This window comes from Noviherbaspirillum aerium, from assembly GCF_008929045.1.
GTDB lineage: Bacteria > Pseudomonadota > Gammaproteobacteria > Burkholderiales > Burkholderiaceae_D > Noviherbaspirillum > Noviherbaspirillum aerium.
The window spans coordinates 366,101-380,925 of record NZ_VFAH01000002.1; the positions used below are offsets into that span (position 1 = coordinate 366,101).

At 60.3% G+C, this 14,825-nt stretch carries 12 protein-coding genes; 6 read left to right on the forward strand and 6 right to left on the reverse strand.

Annotated features, from left to right (window positions below; genetic code table 11):
* Positions 1-76: 76 nt before the first annotated feature.
* Positions 77-2,023: a cytochrome c/FTR1 family iron permease gene (locus FH061_RS04930; RefSeq protein ID WP_151633555.1), complete on the reverse strand. Its 1,947-nt coding sequence runs from the start codon at positions 2,021-2,023 to the stop codon at positions 77-79.
* Positions 2,024-2,460: 437 nt separating this feature from the next.
* Positions 2,461-3,237: a molybdate ABC transporter substrate-binding protein gene (gene modA / locus FH061_RS04935; protein ID WP_151633557.1), complete on the reverse strand. Its 777-nt coding sequence runs from the start codon at positions 3,235-3,237 to the stop codon at positions 2,461-2,463.
* Between the two features lie 248 nt (positions 3,238-3,485).
* On the opposite strand from modA, the gene FH061_RS04940 reads away from it, so the two are divergent.
* The 4 genes from FH061_RS04940 (at position 3,486) to FH061_RS04955 (ending at position 7,977) form a co-directional block, all read left to right on the forward strand.
* Positions 3,486-3,887, forward strand: a complete 402-nt coding sequence (locus FH061_RS04940; RefSeq protein ID WP_151633559.1) for a DUF2946 domain-containing protein — start codon at positions 3,486-3,488, stop codon at positions 3,885-3,887.
* Between the two features lie 186 nt (positions 3,888-4,073).
* Positions 4,074-4,559 (forward strand): copper chaperone PCu(A)C, encoded by a 486-nt coding sequence (locus FH061_RS04945; protein WP_151633561.1) that lies wholly within the window; start codon positions 4,074-4,076, stop codon positions 4,557-4,559.
* Positions 4,560-4,566: 7 nt separating this feature from the next.
* Positions 4,567-6,675 carry a TonB-dependent receptor family protein gene (locus tag FH061_RS04950; RefSeq protein ID WP_225984488.1) on the forward strand — a complete coding sequence of 703 codons (2,109 nt, stop codon included), beginning with the start codon at positions 4,567-4,569 and terminating at the stop codon, positions 6,673-6,675.
* A gap of 72 nt (positions 6,676-6,747) precedes the next feature.
* Positions 6,748-7,977: a sialidase family protein gene (locus FH061_RS04955; protein ID WP_151633563.1), complete on the forward strand. Its 1,230-nt coding sequence runs from the start codon at positions 6,748-6,750 to the stop codon at positions 7,975-7,977.
* Between the two features lie 247 nt (positions 7,978-8,224).
* On the opposite strand, the gene FH061_RS04960 is transcribed toward FH061_RS04955, so the two are convergent.
* The 4 genes from FH061_RS04960 to FH061_RS04975 all read right to left on the reverse strand — a co-directional run bounded on the left by FH061_RS04960 (position 8,225) and on the right by FH061_RS04975 (position 12,897).
* Complete coding sequence (locus tag FH061_RS04960; protein WP_151633565.1) at positions 8,225-9,283, reverse strand: TAXI family TRAP transporter solute-binding subunit; 1,059 nt, start codon at positions 9,281-9,283, stop codon at positions 8,225-8,227.
* 70 nt (positions 9,284-9,353) lie between these two features.
* A complete protein-coding gene (locus FH061_RS04965) occupies positions 9,354-10,019 on the reverse strand; it encodes a hypothetical protein (RefSeq protein ID WP_151633567.1) in 666 nt (221 codons plus the stop codon).
* 757 nt (positions 10,020-10,776) lie between these two features.
* A complete protein-coding gene (locus FH061_RS04970; protein WP_151633569.1) occupies positions 10,777-12,312 on the reverse strand; it encodes a methyl-accepting chemotaxis protein in 1,536 nt (511 codons plus the stop codon).
* A 237-nt stretch (positions 12,313-12,549) separates the two neighbouring features.
* Positions 12,550-12,897 (reverse strand): hemerythrin domain-containing protein, encoded by a 348-nt coding sequence (locus FH061_RS04975; RefSeq protein ID WP_151633571.1) that lies wholly within the window; start codon positions 12,895-12,897, stop codon positions 12,550-12,552.
* Positions 12,898-13,668: 771 nt separating this feature from the next.
* On the opposite strand from FH061_RS04975, the gene FH061_RS04980 reads away from it, so the two are divergent.
* Together FH061_RS04980 and FH061_RS04985 are read left to right on the forward strand one after the other, a co-directional pair.
* Positions 13,669-13,932 (forward strand): hypothetical protein, encoded by a 264-nt coding sequence (locus FH061_RS04980; protein WP_151633573.1) that lies wholly within the window; start codon positions 13,669-13,671, stop codon positions 13,930-13,932.
* A gap of 117 nt (positions 13,933-14,049) precedes the next feature.
* Positions 14,050-14,334, forward strand: coding sequence for a hypothetical protein (locus FH061_RS04985; RefSeq protein ID WP_151633575.1), 285 nt, complete (start codon positions 14,050-14,052; stop codon positions 14,332-14,334).
* The last annotated feature ends 491 nt before the right edge of the window (positions 14,335-14,825 follow it).

The following is a 14,825-nucleotide window of genomic DNA, read 5'->3' on the forward strand; positions in this document are numbered from 1 at the left end:
TCATGAATGAATTGTCGACGCGCTATCGGCGCGATTCCTGTTCATCATTTAACCAACGAATACTTGATTGGCACCACTAGATTGCTTGCCGCCGCAGCCGGTTGGCGCGTGCATTGAATATCATGCTCGCCGCGATGACGAGCACGACCGCCAGCTGGGCCAGCAATGACTGCAAAGTCGGATAGATGCCAAGCAGATCAATGCTCGGTGCGGCAACAGGATAAACATCCAGCACGCCGGCTTCCTGCAGAGCGGCCACGCCCTTGCCGATCAACACAAAGGACAGAAGTGCCACCAGCGCCGAACTGACGGCAAAGAATTTCCCGATCGGAAGCCGTGAAGAGGTGCGCAGCATGACCCAGGTAATGACAGCCAGGACGGCGACGCCCGTAGCGAAACCCGATAGCAGATAAGCGCCGTTTCCCTCACTCCACATGGCTGCATAAAACAGCACGGTTTCGAAGACTTCGCGGTAGACGGTAATGAAGGACAGCAGGAAAAGCATGAGCCCCGACTGGCGCGTCATGGCCGTTGACAGCTTGTCGCGGATATAGGCTTGCCAACGGCCGGCCGCGCTTTTCCCATGCATCCAGATGCCGACGCAAAGCAGCACCACGGCCGCGAAAATGGCGGAAAATCCTTCGGTAAGTTCCCGGCTCGCACCGCTGATTTCCACGAGGTAGGTTGCCGCGAACCAGGTCAGGCCGCCGCCGGCCAGCGCAGCCGCCCACCCGGCGTGCACTATCGGCAGCATGTCCCGTCGATCGGCCTTCTTGAGGAAGGCGATCATTGCCACCACCACCAGCAGGGCTTCGATGCCTTCCCGCAGCAGAATCGTCAGGGCGCCGAGGAAGATGCCGGCAGGGTCGTCACTGGCGGTTTTCAATGCCGCCTGCACTTGATCCAACTGGGCCTGCAACTGTGCGTTTGCGCTGCGCGCCTGCACCGGGTCACCGGCGCTGACGGCGGCGCGGTAGGCACCCATGTTCTTCTCGATGGCGGCAAGCAAGTCCCCGTTCTTGACTGCCAGCGCCGGCTCCACCGGCTCGAATCCATCGAGATAGGCCGACAAGGCGAGCCGGGTGGCATTCGCCCGATCACTGTTTTCCAATGCGGCGAGGCTTTCCTGCAGCCGCTTCTTCGCAAGCGCGACACTGCCATCGATCCCGCCGCCGGTTTGATCAAAGACCTCGGGATGGCTTCGAAGGTGAGCAAGCAGCGCCGCGGCCTTTTCCGCCTGCAGCGACTTGGCCAGCTCCGATTCGGAGGCTTGCGTCAATGCCTTCAGCGTGGGAATCGCGGTCTTCAGCGAAGGATCCGCTTGCCAGAGCTGCGCGCCGGCTGCGCGCTCCTTGTCCTGATACGCCAGCGTGGAAATGTAGAACGCCATTGCCCAGCGCTCTTCGTCAGTGAGCGACGCAAACGCCGGCATGGAAGTGCCTTCGACGCCGCGGCTGATGGTCTGGTACAGGGAAAACAGGCTGCGTTCACGAGCGCGCTCGCGGTCGGTGAATGCGATTGGGGGAGGATCCAGTCTGGCTGCCAGCGGACCGTCGCCGCGCCCTTCCGCACCATGGCAGGATGCGCATTGCGCCTGATACAGCGCGGCCCCCTGCCGCAGGCCGGGAATGGTAGCGGGCGCCATGGGCACCGGATAGCTGGCCAGCAGCGCCTGGGCCAGGCCGCGCGCATGCATGCCCACATCTGCCGGTGCCGCCTTGTTGGCAACAAGGGACTTCAGCGCCGTGGCACGTTGCAGCAAGGCCTTGCGTTCCGGCTTGTCGGGAAGCTCTGCGAGCTGGCGCAGGGCAACCTGCGCAAACTCCTGCATTTCGGCGTATTCGTCCGCGTTCGTGATGTTGCCGTCCGCCACGGCGCCGCCGTAATCGACCGCCATATAGTCGAGCAACTGCCAGATCTGCCTCGCCTTGTCTTCCGTCGCCTGTCCGGATGTTTGCGCACAGGCCAGCTGGGTGAAAAAGAAGAAAAAAGCAAGAGCAAATAGTCGGCGTGGCGCATTCATGGCAGTTTCGGGACTGTTATTGGTTGAGGCAGGGAGCCGGAGCACGCGCAGGCCGTCCACACCTTAAATCTAAATGAGAATTATACGCATTTTCTTCTTGAGCAGCCTTTTCCGCCTCGTGAGCCATCGTCAAGCCGAATTCTTTGGGTATGGACAAGCAGGATATCGGTACACAGATAATCCCGGCCTGCAGCGCCAGGTGACATCATGTCAGCTGACAAACATGGAGGAAGACGAACCGTTTCGGCAGTCCCCGGTTTTTAGCGCGGAAATTAGCAGAGCGTTTCCAAGCACTCCGTCACCGTCTCGAAGTTCTATCGTCTGTGTTTTGCTATGGAAACGGCGATGTGCCGGCCCGCCGGAGGATGTCATCAACGGCTTTATGCTGGCCGGGAGGAGAAAGACGCGATCACACGTAATGGAGCCGCTTGGGACAGTTACCGGATCGACGATCCGTCCTGCACTTCGTAGCCATGGCGCCGCATCACGTCCCTGGCCTTCTCAGCCTTCAGGAACCTGATCAGTTCTCGCGCCGCCGGATTGTTGGCGCCTTTTTGCAGCAGCACCGCATCCTGCCGGATCGGCCGGTAGAGCTGTGAAGGTATGATCCAAGCCGACCCGGACCTGAGTTTTCCGTCTTCGTACACCTGCGACATTGCCACCATGCCCAGCGCGGCATTGCCTGCATGGACGAACTGATAGGTCTGGGCGATGTTCTCCCCCATGACGAGCTTCGGCTCGACGGCTGCATACACATTGAGCGACTTCATCACCTCCACCGCTGCGGCGCCATAGGGCGCAAGCCTCGGATTGGCGATGGACAGCTTGTCGAATGCCGCCTTCTTCAGCACCTCGCCCTGGCTGTCGACGAGGCCCGGCCTGGCGCTCCACAACACCAGCTTGCCGATCGAATAGGTGAAGCGGCTGCCCGCAATACCCAGGCCTTCGGCTTCCAGCCTCGCGGGCACTTCGTCATCCGCTGCGAGCAGCAGTTCGAAAGGCGCGCCATTGCGGATCTGCGCATAGAATTTGCCGGTCGCTCCGCTACTGATCATGACCTTGTGCCCGGTATCCGTTTCGAATTGCGCTGCGATTGCCTTCATCGGAGCACTGAAATTCGAGGCGACCGCGACATGCACTTCGGCAGCCTGGGAAAGGCTGCACAAAAGCAAGGCGGTGAACATGGGAAGCGTGCGCTGCAAAATGTTCTCCATCCAATGTGTGTTCCATCGTTAATCTAGTGGACTGCTCTATTCTGGCAAACAAGGCGGCGTCCGTATATAAGCACCCTGAGATAGGCGCTATCGCCTTGAATTGCGGCCTGTTTCCATTGCCGCAAAACGAAAGAATACCGGCGACGCCGATCATGCATGGATGCCGACATTGAAGCTGATCAAACACCATGGCGCGTCCGGCCTTGCGTCGCACCGGAAGCGAAAACCCGCAATGCTAAAATGTCCGCATGATCATCAGCCGACAGACAGGATACCTTGCCGCATGGATCGCATGTATTGCGCTTCTGTTTGCTTCGGTATTGCCGTCGGTTTTTCATTCTTCCATGGCAGGCAAGCGTGCCATCGTGTCCATACCGACCGAGATCTGCACCACATCGACGGTGAAGACTGTCGTCATGGTCGACGTCCACAAGAGCGAAACATCGTCCCCGGACAAGCATGATCCTCATGGCGAAGACTGTTCGTATTGCCGGTTGCAAGCCGACTCGCATGGCCTGCCGCCGATGACGGACCTGGCGGCATATCTGCCGCTCGATCCATTCCCCTTGCCATCCCTCTTCTATCAGTCCCCCAGGCCGCTGTTTGCATGGGCATCCGCGCAGCCGCGCGCCCCGCCTTACCGGTTCTAGAAGGCCCGGGAACCGTACTGCATGCCGCGGTAACGGTGCGATGCCTGCCGCCTTGCGGCGTTGAAGCAAGCCGGCGTTCCGGCATCAACGGTGCCCTCGCATCCCTGTCCTCCAATCATTTACTCGCCTGGCCGGCCGCATGCAGTTGCGCCTGCCGGGTGTTCGATGTCGCAACCGGATCCAATCATGAAAAAACCACTTTCCCTCATCGCCGCCGCCCTTCTCGTCGGCACGTCCGCATCCGCCATGGCGCAGATTGCCGTCACCGAAGCATGGGTACGCGCCACTGTCGCCCAACAGCCCGCGACCGGAGCATTCATGCGCATCACCGCGCAACAGGACGCGCGTCTGGTCGATGTTCAGTCTCCCATCGCCAAAACCGTGGAACTCCATGAAATGAAGATGGAGAACAACGTGATGAAAATGCGCCCGGTCGCAGGCATCGCCCTGCCGGCGGGCCAGGCGGTCGAACTCAAACCCGGCGGGTATCACATCATGCTGGTGGGATTGACGCGCTCCGTCGGCGAAGGCGATGCCGTGCCGCTGACGCTGGTGGTGGAAACGGCCGATAAAAAACGGGAGAGCGTTTCCGTGCAGTTGAAGGCGCGCTCGCTGAGCGGTGCTTCCGCTGCCTCCGGTGCCCCCGGTGCCGCCAGCCATACGAATCGATAGGCCCGCCATGAGAACCAGAAGAACCATGGCCCCCCATCCCCGAACATTATCGATAAATGGAAATCGCAGGAGAATCGGCGCCGCTGGCTGGATGCTGCCCGCGCTATGGGCGGCGCAGGCACTCTCCGCGCAGGCACAGGAAAGCGTACTGCCGGCGGTCACGGTGACCGCCCAGCCGGTTGAAAGCATGACGCTTGCCCCCATCACCGAGGCCAGGCGACACATTGCCGCAACGGCGGGCGGCGCCAACATCGTCGATGCGGAACAGTACAAGGAAGGACGGGTTTCCACCCTGTCCGATGCATTGCAGTTTGCGCCCGGCGTATTCGCGGCGCCCCGCTTCGGTGCCGAGGAAACGCGGCTGTCGATACGCGGCTCCGGGCTGCAACGCACCTTTCACATGCGCGGCATTCAGCTGCTGCAGGACGGCGTTCCGCTCAATCTTGCCGACGGCAGTGTCGACTTCCAGGCGGTCGAGCCCTTGTCCGCCCGTTATGTCGAGGTGTATCGCGGTGCGAATGCATTGCAGTACGGCTCGACCACGCTGGGCGGCGCGATCAACTTCATCAGCCCTTCGGGCCTGAGCTCGCTGGCATCGCCCGCCTTTGCCGCACGCGTCGAAGCCGGCAGCTTCGATTACCGGCGCGCCCAGGTGTCGGCGGCAGGCCATGGCGATACGGTGGACTGGTTTCTTGCCGGATCGGAATTTCATCAGGACGGCTACCGTGCTCATGCGCGGCAGAATACCCGGCGCATCTCCGGCAATCTGGGCTGGCAGCTTGGCGACGCGATGGAAACCCGATTTTTCGTCAATGCGGTGAAGAGCAATTCCGAACTGCCGGGTGCATTGACCGGCGCCGAGATGCGAAGCGGGCCCCGCCGGGCCGACCCTGCGGCAGTGACCGGCGATCAGCATCGCGACTTCGATCTGGTCCGCCTGTCGAACCGTACCGGCATTGTCATCGATGATGACCGCCGGCTCGAGTTCGGCGCATTTTATTCGCGCAAGTCGCTGTTCCATCCCATCTTTCAGGTGCTCAGGCAGGATTCGGATGACTACGGCATCTCGGTCCGCTACATCGACCGGCAACAGGTGTTTGGCCGCCGGAACCAGCTTGTCGTCGGCGCCTCGCTGGCCGCGGGGCGGCTGCAGGATGACCGTTTCCGCAATGTCGGCGGCCAACCCGGCGCGCGTACCGGCGAATCGCAACAGCGCTCGGGTAACATGACCTTGTTCGCGGAGAACCAGCTTTATCTGCTGCCGTCCACCGCGCTCGTCACCGGACTGCAGGCCGTCCATGCGACGCGCAAGCTCGAAGACCGCTTCCTCGGAGACGGCGACAACAGCGTCGATGCGCGTTTTCGGCATGCATCCCCGAAAATCGGCGTGCGGCAGGACCTTGATTCGAAGACGCAACTATTCGCCAACGTGAGCGGCAGCTACGAGCCGCCAAGCTTTGGCGAGCTGGCCGGAGGACCGAGCGTGACGCCGGTCGCCGCTCAGCGTGCGCGGAGCATCGAAGCGGGAACGCGCGGGGAACGCAGTCATGCATGGGGCGCCCTCCGCTGGGATGTGGCGCTGTATCGCGCGCGCGTGAAAAATGAACTGCTGGCGCTCAACGATCCCGCCGGCAATCCCCTCGGCACTACCAATGCGGCCAGGACCATACATCAGGGCATCGAAGCCGGAGCGGAAGCGGATATCGGCCACCGTTGGACGCTGCGTCTTGCTTATCAGCTCAATGATTTCCGCTTCGACGGCGACCGCAGCTACGGCAATAGGCGCCTGGCCGGGGTGCCGCGGCAGTTTGCCGCCGCCGAAGTGCTATACCGCGCCGGCAACGGCCTGTATTTCGGGCCCAGCCTGCGAGCGGCTTCCGCTTCCATGGTCGACCATGCGAATACGCTGAAGGCGGCGGGATATGGCGTGATCGGCTTGAAGGTCGGACAGGCGCTGGGCAAGGGCATGTCGTGGTTCATCGATGCAAGGAATCTGACGGACAAGATATATGCCGCAACGACCAACGTGCTTGCCGATGCACGCGGACTCGACGGCAGGCAGTTCTATCCGGGCGACGGCCGCTCTCTGTATGCGGGCATCGAGCTTAAATACTGATCCGACTCCCCGGAGCGCGTGGCTGATGATGAGTTGCCAGAGGCTCCGGCATTATCAAGAAAGGAAATACGCATGAACATTTCAATCAGGCAGCTGGCATGTGCGGCAGGCCTCCTGTCCATGATCTCCCTGTTTCCGTCGGCGCAGGCCGCGGACGGACATGGCCATGGTCAGGGGCATGGCAGCCATGCAGCCAGGCCGGAACTCGGAGCCGACGCGGCCTTCGCCGCCGACGGCACGCTGTGGGCCGTCACAAGGCAGGCCGACAAGGGGGACCAGGCCCTTGCCCTGCGGACGTCGGGCGATGGCGGCAAGACATGGTCGGCACAGCGGCGCATCGACAATCCCTCCGAACCCATTACCGCCCGCGGCGAAGCCCGCCCGCATATCGTGATGGGGCCAGCGGGCGACATCTATGTCAGTTACACCAGCACGGTGGCACCGCCACATATCGGCGACATCCGGTTCATCCGATCGCAGGACGGCGGCAAGACCTTTTCCCGGCCGATGACCGTCCATGCGAACCGGGACCGCATCACGCACAGTTTCGAGAGCATGGCTGTCGATCACGCGGGACGCATCTACATCGCGTGGATCGACGGCCGGGGTGCGGCAGAGGCCAAGGAAAAGCAGCGGCGTTATGCCGGTTCGGCCGTGTACTACGCTGTGTCGGAGGACCGCGGAGCAAGTTTCAAAGGCGATTACCGCGTTGCCGATAATGCCTGCGAATGCTGCCGCATCGGCATTGCACTGGATCAGCAGGGCAAGCCGGTGGTGATGTGGCGGCATGTCTTTGCGCCGAATGCCCGCGATCACGCACTCTCGGAACTGGCGCCGGATGGGAAGGCCGGCGCACTCAAGCGCGTCACGCAGGATGACTGGCGGATTGATGCCTGTCCCCACCATGGTCCGTCGCTGGCCTTTGGCGATGACGGGCGGCGGCACCAGGTCTGGTTCAACGGCAAGGAGCAAGGCGGCGGCGCGTTCTATGGAAGCGTCCCTGGCGACGGCACGATCAAGCGGCCTTTGCGCCTGGGATCCGAGCAGGCTTCGCATCCTGATGTCGCGGCCGCCGGCAAGCATGTTGCGGTCGCATGGAAGCAGTTCGACGGCAAGGCAACCTCGATCATTGCCAGGTTGTCGGCGGACGGCGGCGCATCCTGGTCGGAGCGGGAATTGGCAAGGACGTCCGGCGCATCGGACCAGCCCCATCTGGTCAGCGACGGCAAACGCATCAGCCTGATCTGGAATACGCAGGATCAGGGATTGCTGGGCTTCCCTCTGGCGGCAACAGGGAAGTAATACCGATCCGGAGCCATTGCATCACATGGGGCCGCATCTTTTCCGGCTGCCCGGGTTGCACCCGGCCATCATTGTTGATGGCCCGGCCATGGACTCCTGAGGTGCAGGCCCAGCCTTGTGCATTGAATCAATCCATTGATCTCAACCATGTTGCCATGACTTGGGCTTGTACGGCAGCGCGACCATGCAAGACGCTCCGGCATTGCATTGCGCCCGCAAATTGCATGTCTTCGCCGAAGGCGCGGCATTACATCCGGCACAGGCCGAGCACCTTTTCCTGCTGGCTGCAATCTTTCTTCACCGGAGCCTGCATTGCCGCCGGTACGGCGCGGGTGCGCTGCGCCATGCAGGTGCGCAGCGTCCGTTCCATCGGAGCGAAGTATTTCCAGCCCTTGCCCAGTGCCGGCATGTCGAGCTGCACTTCCTTCCACTTCGGATGTCCTTCCGCCTGCAGGGTATCGAAGTTGGCGCAAAGCGCCTCGGCGAAATGCTTCAGATTCGTCTGGGTGGATTCGTTGCCGTAATTGTAGGTGACGAGGAAGGCCTTCACCGACAGCGTCGGCACGTCTTCGGACATCCAGTTCGGATAACTGGCGGTACGTATCGTGGCGGGAAAGTAGGTTGCCACGGCACGCTCGGTCTCCTTCGCATTGTCATCCAGCCGCAGCAGCTTGATATACTTCCGCGCTTCCGGCTTCATTTCGGTGAACAGCTTCGCCGGCTGCCCGGCAACGATGATGACGGCATCGAGGGACTTGTCGCTGGTGAGCTTGAGCAGCGCATCTTCATTGGACAGATAGCTGGCGTTGGCTTCCGGCAGCGCAGCACCGAACATGAGACGGTATAGCGTGGTCGCGCTGAGCGCAGTGCCGCTGCCCACCGGACCGACATTGATCTTCTTGTCCTTGAGCTCATGAATGTAGGTGAGCGGCGAGTCGGCACGCGTGACGAAATAAATCTCTTCGTTGTACAGAGGCAGCACGACCCGCAGCGGGCTGATCATCCGGCCGGCCGCGGCATTGCCGCCAACCGCCTGATCGACGAAAGCCTGGTATACGTCGGACTGCACCAGCGCCAGCCTGACACCGGGTTCGAACCGCAGGCGCTGCACATTTTCCGAGGAGCCTTTCGAGGGCAGCACTTCCATGTCGATCTTCGCCGGTTGGGCGGCCCACTTCGCCAGATCACGCCCTATCTGGATGTAGGTGCCGCGCTCCGAGGCGGTCACGATCTTGAATTCCGACTGGGCATGCACAGGACGCAGCGCTGTCAGCAACAGGCAAAGCATTAACACAGACATTTTCATGAATGGCCTCCCTTCTGAACCCTACCGCGCAACACATCGTCTCGACAAAAAGTCGCAGCCCATGCCGGCTTCACTGGTGATCGCAAAGTGCAAGCGCCATGGAGGCGGCGGTGCACGGACGACCCGGCTGGTTCGTCGTGGCTGGTTGCGGCAGTTGCGCTTCCATACCTTTATCACTGGCTTTTTCCGTACGCCCGACCGCGGTCAGCGGGCTGCCGGCGCCGGGACCGGAGGCAACGGCACCCGTGTCCGCAGCATCCTCGGCGGCGATCTTCCGCATCTCTTCAATGCGAAGCATCATCTTTTCGGAAGGCGATGGCGACTCCGATATACGGACCGGCCTCGGGTTCGCCTCTGCCGGCTTTGATACGGCGGCATGGCCATCGGGTCCGGCCGCAAAATAGACCCCGGCCGCCACGCCGATCGCCGCCGCGACGATGCAGACAATCAGGATGGCAGGCAGGTTGTTTCTCAAGTAGTCGAGGAAAAAGGCCGATTCATGCCTGGTGTAATCCGAGCGCCCGGCAGGAACGGCAAACGGCGGCATCGATCGGGAATAAGCGCCGGTATCGTCGGGAGCATTCCATCCGCCGTGCAGGCCGCCCCATTGCGGATCGTCGGTGCTGCTGCGCATGTCGCCATGCGCATTCCCCTCGCCCGGATTGGCATGGGTGCGCACCCGGTCGGATGGGTCACCGGCCATGGGTGACGCCGTGCGCTCATCATTGATGTTCATGATGGTTCAAATCACCTTCAGCCGTGCGTCGTTCGCAAACAACGATAGATCATCAGTGCCCGGTGATCCGCTCCAGCTGCAGCGCATGTTGCCGGGATAGGCGATTTATCCATTCATGCCAGTACCGGGTCATGACGCCGCCCGGAAATGACATTACATGCTGCTAAATTTGCTACCGAATTGCCGGGATGCGTTTGACGTAGAACAAAGGGGGCGGAGGTAAGACGGAGGTGGCGTGACGGTCGGTGGCGTCTCCGATGTCGCATTGGTACAGGCCGGAGCGCCAAAGCACACGGCGCCAGCCGTGTTATATAAGCAAACTGAATACCTCATATGCAAGAAATAAAGCAGACAGTGAGCATGTCCACCGCTATAGTTGCTCCCGTCTCCTCCAACTCTCCTTGAATTGGATTGAACCCGCAGCCCGCTAAGGCCTGCGGGTTTTTTTTCGCTCCTGCTCATTCGTGCTTATTCGTACTTGTTCGTGCTCATTAACACGGACAGGCGGTCGACTTCAAAACTTCACGATCGAAGTTCTCATGCAATCCCACCTCAGCTCATGCCGCAAGGGATCGATGGATGTTTCGACTGGCGAGGCCGAGGCAGGTCAGGACGAAACCACTCTATGAACAATGGAGGGCGAGCCCAACGCGCCCAGGCGGAAAAGGGTGCGGTCTCATGGCACGTGATGACGCGGGATTGCGCAGGAGGAAATGAAGACGGCAAGCCGGAAACGATCCGGCTTGCGACAGGAAGTTTAATGCAGCTTGAAAACGCCGACCGCATCGGCGAGATTGCCTGCGCGTTCCTGCATGGTCCTAGCCGCAGCGGCGGCTTCCTCGACCAGGGCGGCATTTTCCTGGGTGACCTTGTCCATCTCGGTGATGGCCTTGCTGACCTGTTCAATGCCGGCGCTCTGCTCTTCACTGGCGGCGAGAATTTCTCCCATGATGTCGGTCACGCGTTTGACGCTGCTGACCACTTCATCCATGGTTGCGCCCGCATTGCCGACGAGGACGCTGCCGGTGTCAACCTTCTCCACCGAATCGTCGATCAGCGCCTTGATTTCCTTGGCTGCCGACGCCGAGCGCTGCGCCAGGTTGCGCACTTCGGAAGCAACCACCGCGAAGCCCCTGCCCTGCTCGCCGGCGCGCGCGGCTTCCACTGCGGCGTTCAGCGCCAGGATATTGGTCTGGAAGGCAATGCCGTCGATGACGCTGATGATGTCTACGATCTTGCCCGAACTTTCCTTGATCGAATTCATGGTCTGCACCACGTCGCCGACGACGCGGCCGCCGCGCACCGCCACATCCGAGGCCGATTGCACTAGCGTGTTGGCCTGACGCGCATTCTCGGCATTCTGGCGCACCGTCGATGTGAGTTCTTCCATTGCGGAGGCGGTTTCCTCCAATGCGCCCGCCTGCGACTCGGTGCGCGCGGAGAGGTCGGAATTGCCCGCGGCCAGTTGCTGCGAAACGCCGCCGATGGTGTCCGTCGTATTGCGCACATTGCCGATGATGCCGTTGAGGCTGTCGTTCATCTTGGCCAGTGCGTCGAGCAGCTGACCGATCTCATCGCTGCTCCTCTGGGAGATCCGCAGCGTCAGGTCGCCGGCGGCAACCGAGCTGGCCAGCGTGACGGCATTGGTCAGCGGCTTGGTGATGCTGCTGGTGATGCGCCAGGAAATGGCCGCGCCGATGCCCACGGCCGCCACCGTAATCCCCGCCAGCAACAGCAGGAGCATGCGGTCCGCATCTTCGGATTCCTGCATGACCTTGCGCTCGGCGGCGCGCTGGATGTTGAGCAGCTTGTCGATTTCGGCGACCGCCTTGGCGTTCATCGGATCGATGTATTTGGTGATGACCGAGGCTGCGCCTTCGGAATTCATGTTCTCCGCCTGGCGAATCGCTACCTTGTATTGCGGCTCGATGCGCTTTTCCATGTTGGCGAGTTCGGCCAGAATGCCTTTCTCGGCGTCGGACAAGGGAAGCTTGACCAGCTTCGCCTGCGCTTCGGCGTACAGCCTGTTCTGCGCATCGACGCGCGCTTTCTGCTGTTCGACGGTGCTGATGTCGAGCATGTTGCGCATGGCGATACCGCTTTGCAGGAGGGCGCTCTTCATGTCGACCACAAGCTCGCCCTTGAGATTGGCCCGCTCCAGCCCATGCTTGAGAGCGGACTTGTTCTGGGTGATGAGAAAGGTACTTACCAGAACGACAAGGATCAGCAGACCCAGGACCACGGCAAAACCGGCGCCCAATCGGATTCCGATACGCAGGTTGCGCAAATTCATCAGCGTCTCCTTCAGATGACAACGCGTTGTTACTCTTGCCGCAGCAGCCACCGCGACCCGCACCATCGGAAATACGATAATATTATTTCCCTCAGGCAATTGAGGCCGTATCTTACCCTGCTTTTACAGGGCTCGGCCAGCGCTGGTTAATGAACAGTAACGCCTGTTGTTCTGAAGGCAGGTGAGACGGATGTCTTTTCCAGGAAAAAGCGGTAAGGGCAGGAGCTTGACGCTGCATCAGTGGATATCAATAAGATCATTACTGATACGGCAGCGCGGACGATGGCGCACGGCGGCCTCGGCATGAGGCCGGTCCATGGTTTCGACATGCATCCGGATCCAGTCCATCAGTAGAAAAGCTGCGGTGCGGCCCGTTGCAATATCGCCTTGCATGACGCAAAGCGCCGTGTGGTGCAACACGCCCAACATGCGCGCATGTTCTTCCAGATGTTCCTTGGCCGCCGCCTCCGGCAAGGAGTCCAGCCAGTCTTCCTGCTGCCGGCAATCCCTTTCGACCTGCGCGACCAATTCGGGATAGCGTCGCTGGAATTCATCATCGGGCCGCTGCAATGCCTGGAGCAGCATTTCCAGCAGGCGCCGGGCTGATTCATCCGGATAATTCGCGCCGGACGGCGCGGCATGATTGTTCCAAATGCCCTGCATGGCGTTGCTCCGGTAAGGTAAAAGGTAAGGCTGGCCCTGGCGCTTTTGTACTGGGAATATCAGGGATGGTTGCCGTCTCGCTTGCAGAGACCCGCCGGGAACGCGGACCAATGGCGAGCTGGATTTCCGACAACGAACCGGGAGCATCGATGCCCCTGACCATTGCCGACATGGTTTGCCTGCGACGTTGAAGAGCAATTCATGTTAGGTGCGGCCGGCACAAGCTTGAATGATCCAGATCAAATGCAGCACATCTGCTGCAGCGGGCACATTCGGCACCTTCTTGACCCAGGTCATATTTTTCGATGGGACTCTTCCGTTACCCTGTATCCATAAAACAGTTTCACCCTGACTGGCATAGGCTGTGTTTGATAAGTTGCTGCGTGCTCCGGATCCGGACCTGCGGCGCTTGGCGTACGTCCGTACGCGTGCGCTCCCGCTTCTGAATGCAGCGCGGCCCCGAACCGCTCGCAACGCTTATCGAACGCAGCCCGATCGAGGCGAAATCGCGCTAGCGACTTTGCCGGAAGTTGGATGACCCGAGACCGGAGAGACATGTACGCACACGAATTATGCAGGCGGTATCAGGTGGCACTGAATCGCAAGTGCCTCGATGATGTTCTGAATCTTTTTACTCCGGATGCCATGGTGTGCGCTCCCATTTTCGGGAGGATGAATGCGCGGGATTTTCATGTGCGCCTGCTCAAGCGCAACCGCCAGACGATTGCCCGCCTCAAGAATGTTTTCTATGGATTAAGCAATGCGAGCGCGGTAGCGCTGCATTTCGCGTACACCTGGACCAGGCATAATGGCAAGATCGTCGTCGTCGATGGCATTGTCATCTTTGAGGTATGCGAATCGAGCCGCCGTTTTTCGCACCTGACAATCATTTACGACCCGAGCGAACTGCGCCGGTATTTCCCCGAGCAGGAAATAGAGAGTATCAGCCTGGGCTGAGCGGCTTATTGCTTTCCTGTTTTCCCTTCTTGACTGCTGCATTCCTTGTCGTTCCGACACGTTTTCCGGTGCATGACCCGGTCATGGTTTTGCTGATGGTTATCGTGTCAAAGGACGGTGGCCAGCAACCCTTTCACCGGACGGAGTGTCGGCGCGGACAGATTGTTTGCGCTGGGTTCTGCAGTCTGGCATATCTCCTTCACCGAAAATGAAATTGTGCCGGATTGCGAAAGCGCATACGGCTACCACGACCTGCCCTGGGCGCGGCGCAGCATTGTTCGCTTCATGTTCGGTTCACCCCGCGCAGCACTTCTGTCGCTCGCCCTGCATTCCAATGCAAGCCGATTCTTCCGTACCCCGCCCACGATTCGCTTTGGGTTCCTCATCATATTGAAAAGGTAAGGGATAGTCTGCAACGGAAGAAATTCGAACTAACGGTCGAAAACATGGCGCAAGGCCAAGAACTCGGGTGCGATACCTGTTCTCCTTCTGAACTTTTGCCCGCCGATCATCTGGCTTTTACGATGGGTGTCTGGAGCTATCGTTTTTATCGAGGGAATTGGCCTGCTTGAAAACGGCGGTGAAGACCATACCCGATCCAAATTGGAGACGACGACATCGTCTCAAAACTCTCCAAAGCAGCCGGGTTGCTGGAAACAACCGCTCGCCGTTAATTCACTTTTGAAGTGAGTGTGGTCTCGCGCCGCTTTTGTCTCGCTTTTGGCGGGCTTCCCGGCGGATGCCGCAACACCGCCGGCCCGTATATTCGGCAAACCCATATGCGGCAAGCCTCTTCACAACCCGAAACAACAATCACCCGAAGCAACTTCAATTTATTGTGGGTAACAAGTAGTATGTCGGTGGTCAACGCGACCGGACGCCCGGGCCGTTGC